Origin of the sequence: Baia soyae, assembly GCF_004341445.1 — a bacterium.
Taxonomy (GTDB): Bacteria; Bacillota; Bacilli; order Thermoactinomycetales; family Thermoactinomycetaceae; genus Baia; species Baia soyae.
Map to the genome: position 1 here is coordinate 20,224 of NZ_SLXV01000041.1, position 7,003 is coordinate 27,226.

The following is a 7,003-nucleotide window of genomic DNA, read 5'->3' on the forward strand; positions in this document are numbered from 1 at the left end:
AACTATCTATTTTACTGATGATATACCTTCACAGTACCATACAGATATCAAAATGAAAAAAGGAGTGCGGTTCGTGGACACTCAACTCGCCTTACACAAAACAATCCGGCTTCCGCAAGCCATCGCTCTTTATATCGGATCCGTAATGGGTTCTGGTATTTTATTAGTACCGGGATTATCAGCAGAGATAGCAGGTCCTTCTTCATTACTCGCATGGGGAATCATGATGATACTCGTATTTCCGATGGCTCTTGTCATGGGATGGCTATCAGCACTATATCCTCACTCTGGAGGAGTAGCTCATTATGTCACCAAGGCGTTTGGAGATAAGCTGGGAACGTTGGTGGGCTGGTTTTTCTTGATGTCCGTGATCATTGGTGCCCCTGTCAACGCATTAACGGGAGCTGGCTTTCTCGGTGCCGCCATCGGTGTAGGAGATACCGGACAGCTTGGAATCGCCATCATCATGATCATGTTAGCCTTAACGATGAATTATTTTGGAATGAAAGTAAGTGGTCAAATCCAGGTCATCCTCACCTGTGGAATTGTACTGGTACTATGCCTTGTGATCTTCAGCTCTTTTTCACATATGGAACCAGCAAACTTTACACCGTTTGTACCACATGGTTGGTGGAATGTAGGAGAGTCAGCAGCCATTTTATTTTGGTGCTTTATCGGCTGGGAAGCTGTAACTCATCTCAGTGAGGAATTTGTAGATTCCAAACGTGATACGGTAAAAGCAGTTACCATAGCCGCTGTAATCGTTGGAGTCCTGTACTTTCTCACTGCTTTTGCGACAGTTGGTACTGCTTCCTACCTAGATGGAGCACAGACGGCTTTGGTTGGGATCATTAAACAATCATTTGGAGTGAGTGGTTCTGTTGTGACAGGCGGATTAGGATTTTTTATCTGCATGGCTACCATGATTGCTTACTTTGGAGCTGCTTCTCGTCTGGCCTATGCCCTCTCACGAGCAGGGAAAGCTCCTGCATTTATGGGTTTATTCAATAAACGTTATGGTACCCCAGTAGGTGGACTGTATTTCTTGACTGGAGCATTTGTGATCATCATGTCTCTATACGCTACCGGCTTCATTCCATTATCTACTCTAATTCAATTGCCAAATGCTACCTTTATTATGACCTATTTGTTTGGTTGTGCAGCGGCCATTCGAATCTTTCGTGACTTTAAGACTGCACGACTGTTTAGCTGGATTTCCTTTTTGCTTACTCTTTCCATTCTTCCATTTGTTGGCTGGGCGCTATTCTATCCAGTGGCAATCACCCTATTTGTCAGCATTTTTATCTGGAAAAAGGAGCTTTTCGCTAAATCGATTGGCTCACTCTAATTGACAATTGGCAGAAGGACCGATACAATTTTAGGTAACTTGCTCCATCGGTAGTGCCTTGCAAGACTTGGCAAGTTGCTACCGATGGAGTGAGTCCACACCAAGAAAAAAGACTCGTACTTTGTGCGGGTCTTTTTTCTTTAGCTTCCATGTGGTACGATTTCGAAGAATATATATTTGAAGAAAAGGTGAACAAGAACCTCATGAAACCAGAACAGATTCGCAACATCGCGATTATCGCGCACGTAGACCATGGGAAAACAACATTGGTTGATGCGATGTTGAAGCAAAGTCGTATATTCCGCGCCAATCAACAAGTAGATGAGCGCGTGATGGATTCCAACGCCCTCGAGCGTGAGCGTGGAATCACCATTCTAGCGAAAAATACTGCCATTGAATATAAAGGAATCAAGATCAACATCATTGATACTCCTGGACACGCAGACTTTGGTGGAGAAGTAGAGCGTGTGATGAACATGGTAGACGGTGTGCTACTACTCGTAGATTCAGTAGAAGGCCCGATGCCGCAAACCAAATTTGTTCTACGTCAAGCACTCGAACGTGGACATAAAGTAGTGGTGGTCATCAATAAAATCGACCGTGAAAATGCACGTCCTGATTACGTGATCGATACTACTTTTGACCTATTTGTTGATTTAGGAGCAAGCGATGAGCAATGTGAATTCCCTGTCATCTACGCAAGTGGACTTGCTGGAACTTCAGGACTCGAACCAGACGAATTAGGCGAAACCATGGAGCCACTTCTTGACACGATTTTAGAAACACTTCCGTCTCCACAAGTGGATGTAGAAGGACCTACTCAGATGCAAGCAACCCTGCTTGGTTTTGATGAGTACAAAGGACAAATCGTCATTGGCCGTCTTCATCGCGGAAAGTTAAAACGGAATCAAAGTGTCACTGTGATCGCAGCAGATGGCACGACTCGTAATGCACGCGCAGCCCAAGTCTTCACCCATCAAGGCCTCGCACGTGTAGAAATAGAGGAAGCAGCAGCTGGAGATATCATCGCGGTAACCGGCCTAGGTGACGTGCGGATTGGAGATACATTAGCTGATCCTAACCAACCAGAAGCATTACCTTCCATTACAGTAGAAGAACCCACTTTACGGATGACGATCGGGGTTAATACCAGTCCATTTGCAGGCCAAGATGGTACATTTGTCACATCACGTAAACTTCGTGAACGACTCTATCGGGAAGCAGAACGCGACGTAGCCCTTCGAGTAGATGACACCGAATCTGCCGATAACTTCATGGTTTCAGGTCGTGGTGAACTTCACTTAGGCATCTTGATTGAAAACATGCGCCGTGAAGGATACGAATTCCAAGTAAGTAAGCCTGAAGTAATCATCAAGGAAATCAACGGAAAGAAACATGAGCCTGTTGAAGCCGTTGAGATTGAAGTAGGCAGTGACCACCAAGGCGCTGTAGTAGAACTACTCGGTATTCGTAAAGGTCAGATGAAAGACATGGAGATCTTAGATAATGGAAACATCCATTTCTCCTATCTCGTCCCATCACGAGGCTTGCTCGGATTCCGTCAACAATTGCTTACGGCAACACGTGGAGAAGCATTGATGAACTCCCTGCTCGCTGGTTATGAGCCATATGCGGGCGATATCGACACACATGGCTTTGGCTCCCTCATCGCTTGGGAATCTGGAACGGCTACCACCTATGCCCTTCATTCGGCACAAGAGCGTGGGCAGATGTTTGTCACTCCAGGTACCGAGGTCTACGAAGGAATGGTAATCGGACAACACATTCGTGATAACGATCTTGAAGTAAACGTATGTAAAAAGAAACACCTTACCAGTATCCGTAGTGCTACGAAGGAAGAAGCTTTGCGCCTCGATACTCCGCGTCAGATGTCGATCGATGATGCCATCGAGTATCTGAAGGATGACGAGTTATTGGAAGTAACTCCGAAAACATTCCGCATTCGGAAACGTTATCTTTCCAAAACAGATCGCTCGCGTTATAACAAAAACAAAGGCTATCATGCTTCACGATCTGAATAAAAAATAACATGAAGCGGCTTTCGTTCTGAATCCCACAGGACTGAAGCCGCTTCATTTTTGTTGCAATCACTCTTACACTAACCTATAACAATCACAAATCTTAGTACCATGAGTATAAATAATAGTAGTATCGTTCGGATGGTTCGAAAGCGATAAGGAGATCAGATCATTGCCTAATTTTTTTCACAAGCACAACAATATTTCTAATTCTAGAAAACGTAGGCTTTGCCATTTTACACCGCGTAATCCTTGTCATTCTCCCTGTATAAAATCTTTTGTTATTCGTACTAGGGAACCAACGGGACCTCAAGGATCTACTGGAGCTCAGGGCCCCCAAGGAATTGGTGCTATAGAACCTGCTAATAGTGCTTCTTCTGCAAGCATACGTATTGTTAGATATTCGGATGGTTAAACCCGTGATACTTAGAAAAGCTCCCCAAAAATAGCAGTTTTTATTATTTCAACTGTCTGCCTTTTGGGGAGCATATCATTCCGTTTATCAAGCTTCTTTTTTATATGACGCCTCTATTCCTTCTCCTCTAACCACGCTTCATAAGACTTGCGCGGCATCGCATATGTCTCTCCTATGTTGCCATAGTATAAACCAGCTAAGCGCCCTACAGGCTTTAGTTGGTCAGTGTTAATCTTTCCGTCCATCAGCAAATCATCTTGTACGTGGAACTGGACAATCTCACCGACGATAAAATCGGAGTTCGGAGCGTCAGCTATCCCACCCATTGGGATGATTTGATGCAGTTTGCATTCTAATTGAACTTTACTCTCTCGAATGCGCGGCACTGTCACCACTTCACTCGGCTCTAGCGTGAATCCAGCCGCCTCTACCTCGCTTACATTGCTTGGAAATTCGGTGGCGGTCTCATTTACCATCGCTACATTGGTTTCATCGACTACATGAACCACAAATTCACCATTTAACTGGATATTGCTCGCGGTATCTTTTTGCACGTTTCCCGGCTTGCGATTCACGGTAAAGCCAATCATAGGAGGATTGGTGCTTACAGCTGTATAGAAGCTAAAAGGAGCTGCATTTACGATGCCGTCTTGATTCATAGACGTAACAAATGCGATCGGCCTAGGTAACACGCTACCAATCATTAATTTATAATTTTCTTTCTGCGTTAATTGCTTGGGATCAAGTCGCAATCCTATTCCTCCCTACGATTTTCGATTCCATGACAACATATACTCTATATCTTCGGTCTCTAATGCAGATTTAGCTACTTTTAGCGGACGGAAGGTATCAATCATAACCGCCAACTCTTCCGTTCTAGTCTTGCCAATTGATCCTTCCGCTTTACCAGGATGAGGCCCATGTGGAATCCCACTTGGATGCAGGGTTATTGATCCTTCTTGAATCCCATTGCGGCTCATAAAATTCCCTCGCACATAGTACAAAACCTCATCACTCTCTACATTGCTATGGTAATAAGGAGCTGGGATCGCTTCTGGATGATAATCATACATACGCGGCACAAAGGAACAGATAACAAAATTAGGCCCTGCAAATGTTTGATGCACAGGTGGCGGTTGATGAATCGAACCCGTAATCGGCTCGAAGTCATGAATGCTAAATGCCCACGGATGCAAGTATCCATCCCAGCCTACTACGTCTAGCGGATGGAAATCATAGGTATAACCGTGTAATTGATTTCTCGCTTTTACTCGTACTTCATAGCTACCTTTGCTTTCATAAGCCACTAATTGGGTAGGGACCCGAATATCCCGTTCACAGTATGGGCTATGCTCCGCCAGTTGTCCATATTCATTACGATAACGCCGAGGGATGGTAATTTCGCCTGTGGTTTCAATCACCAACATGCGAATCGGATATGTATCTGCCACTACTCGATACGTTGTGCCAATCGGAATCACCAAATAGTCCCCTTGCTGAAACGATAGTTCCCCAAAGATCGTCTCTAACTTCCCACTTCCCTCGTGGATAAAAAGGACCTCATCCCCATCTGCATTCCGATAAAAATAATCCATCGGCTCAGATGCGGACACAGTTGAAATAGCACAATCCTCATTTGCTAACGAGTACACCCTACCATCTATACAATCTCCCTTTTCCTCATGTTGAAAGGTAAAGAAATGACGATGTCGATTCGCTCCCTCTTCTTCAAGTGTCATAATCCAATCGCGAATCTTACGGTAACCACTCACTTGAGTCGGTGGATTCACATGATATAGGATAGACTGGATTCCCGAAAAGCCTTTCGTCCCCATCACTTGTTCATGATAAAGGCTTCCATCTGGTTGGCGAAATTGAATATGTCTCTTATGTGGTAACTTTCCTAATTGATGATAAAACGGCATGACACCACTTCCTTCCACAATGATCTGATAGAAAGATTAATCAATTTCATCTTATCAGATTAATAAAGCATTTTGCACTGATGATAGTGACCGATGAAAAGAAGATACCACTAAAATTTGATATATTAAGCCTACTTCTTGTACTAAGAAGTAGGCTAGCCTTTTTAATTACATCAAATGTCTATTAAGCGGAACCATAAGGGTTGACACCAACCCACCTCGGACCAGGAAGATTAACAGCGGGGAGAGATGTGATAATCTTATTCGTTACCATGTCAATTAACGATACTTTATTCCTTGTATCTGATACATAGAGAACATCTGTAGGAAAACTATTTTGGATGATTGTCGTCAGTGGATTCAATGCGCTTGAAGTGACATTTTGCCCATTGAGTGGAATCGTGGTTATAACCGTATTCAAGTTTGTATCAATAACAGAAACGTTTCCACTGCTGAAGTTAGTGCAATATGCACGAGAGTTGAAGCGATCAACAGACACCCATGTAGCGCCTACTCCAACATTTATGGTAAATGTAACAGTATAGGTAGTCGTATCGACGACAGAGACTGTGGCATTACTAAAGTTAGGAACATAAATGGTATTGTTTAATGAGTCAATCCCTATGACTTGAGCGCCAAACGTGCCTGGGCCAGTTGTAACAGTTGCAATGATAGTGTTGTTATTATTTGTATCTACAACACTAACGTTATGACTAGCATTATTGGGTACATATAAAATGTTTCGAATACTATCAAAACTAGGTCTTCGTGTAGCGTTACCGACTGAAATGACTGTAGTCGTACCTGTTGTTAAATCAAGATCAGTAATTGAGTTAGCATTCGGGACTTGTGCTATATATAATCGTTGTCTGTTTGTATTTAATGTGGCCGAAAAAGGAGTTCCTCCCACTGTAAAGGTGTGGATGATTTGATTAGTAAAACCATCAATCACGGAGACACTTCCTAAAGATTGATTAGGTATATAGATACGATTATTCATAATATCAATATCTCCACCATCCGAAGAACCCGAACCGACAGCAACGGTGGCTACAACTTGATTTGAAAGTCCATTCACTACATAAACAATATTGCTACTACCATCGGAGACATAAACCATTGGTATCACGCCGGACACACTTACTCCTGTGGCTCCTTGAGGACCGGTATTTCCCTGCGGCCCCGTTGGTCCCTGAGGTCCAATATCCCCCGAAGGTCCACTTGGTCCCGTTGGTCCCTGAGGTCCGATATCCCCCGAAGGTCCACTTGGTCCCGT

5 protein-coding genes are annotated in these 7,003 nt (G+C 43.8%); 2 read left to right on the forward strand and 3 right to left on the reverse strand.

Going from position 1 to position 7,003, the window contains the following annotated elements:
- The first annotated feature begins 73 nt into the window (after nucleotides 1-73).
- Both EDD57_RS11645 and typA read left to right on the forward strand, forming a co-directional pair.
- Nucleotides 74-1,348 carry an amino acid permease gene (locus tag EDD57_RS11645; RefSeq protein WP_131849619.1) on the forward strand — a complete coding sequence of 425 codons (1,275 nt, stop codon included), beginning with the start codon at nucleotides 74-76 and terminating at the stop codon, nucleotides 1,346-1,348.
- Between the two features lie 203 nt (nucleotides 1,349-1,551).
- Complete coding sequence (gene typA / locus EDD57_RS11650) at nucleotides 1,552-3,390, forward strand: translational GTPase TypA (protein WP_131849620.1); 1,839 nt, start codon at nucleotides 1,552-1,554, stop codon at nucleotides 3,388-3,390.
- Between the two features lie 525 nt (nucleotides 3,391-3,915).
- On the opposite strand, the gene EDD57_RS11655 is transcribed toward typA, so the two are convergent.
- The 3 genes from EDD57_RS11655 to EDD57_RS14990 all read right to left on the reverse strand — a co-directional run.
- A complete protein-coding gene (locus EDD57_RS11655) occupies nucleotides 3,916-4,554 on the reverse strand; it encodes a flavin reductase family protein (protein WP_131849621.1) in 639 nt (212 codons plus the stop codon).
- 12 nt (nucleotides 4,555-4,566) lie between these two features.
- Nucleotides 4,567-5,727: a homogentisate 1,2-dioxygenase gene (locus tag EDD57_RS11660; RefSeq protein ID WP_131849622.1), complete on the reverse strand. Its 1,161-nt coding sequence runs from the start codon at nucleotides 5,725-5,727 to the stop codon at nucleotides 4,567-4,569.
- A 184-nt stretch (nucleotides 5,728-5,911) separates the two neighbouring features.
- Nucleotides 5,912-7,003, reverse strand: a 1,092-nt coding sequence (locus tag EDD57_RS14990) for a hypothetical protein (RefSeq protein WP_165873795.1), incomplete at its 5' end; no start/stop codon positions are given.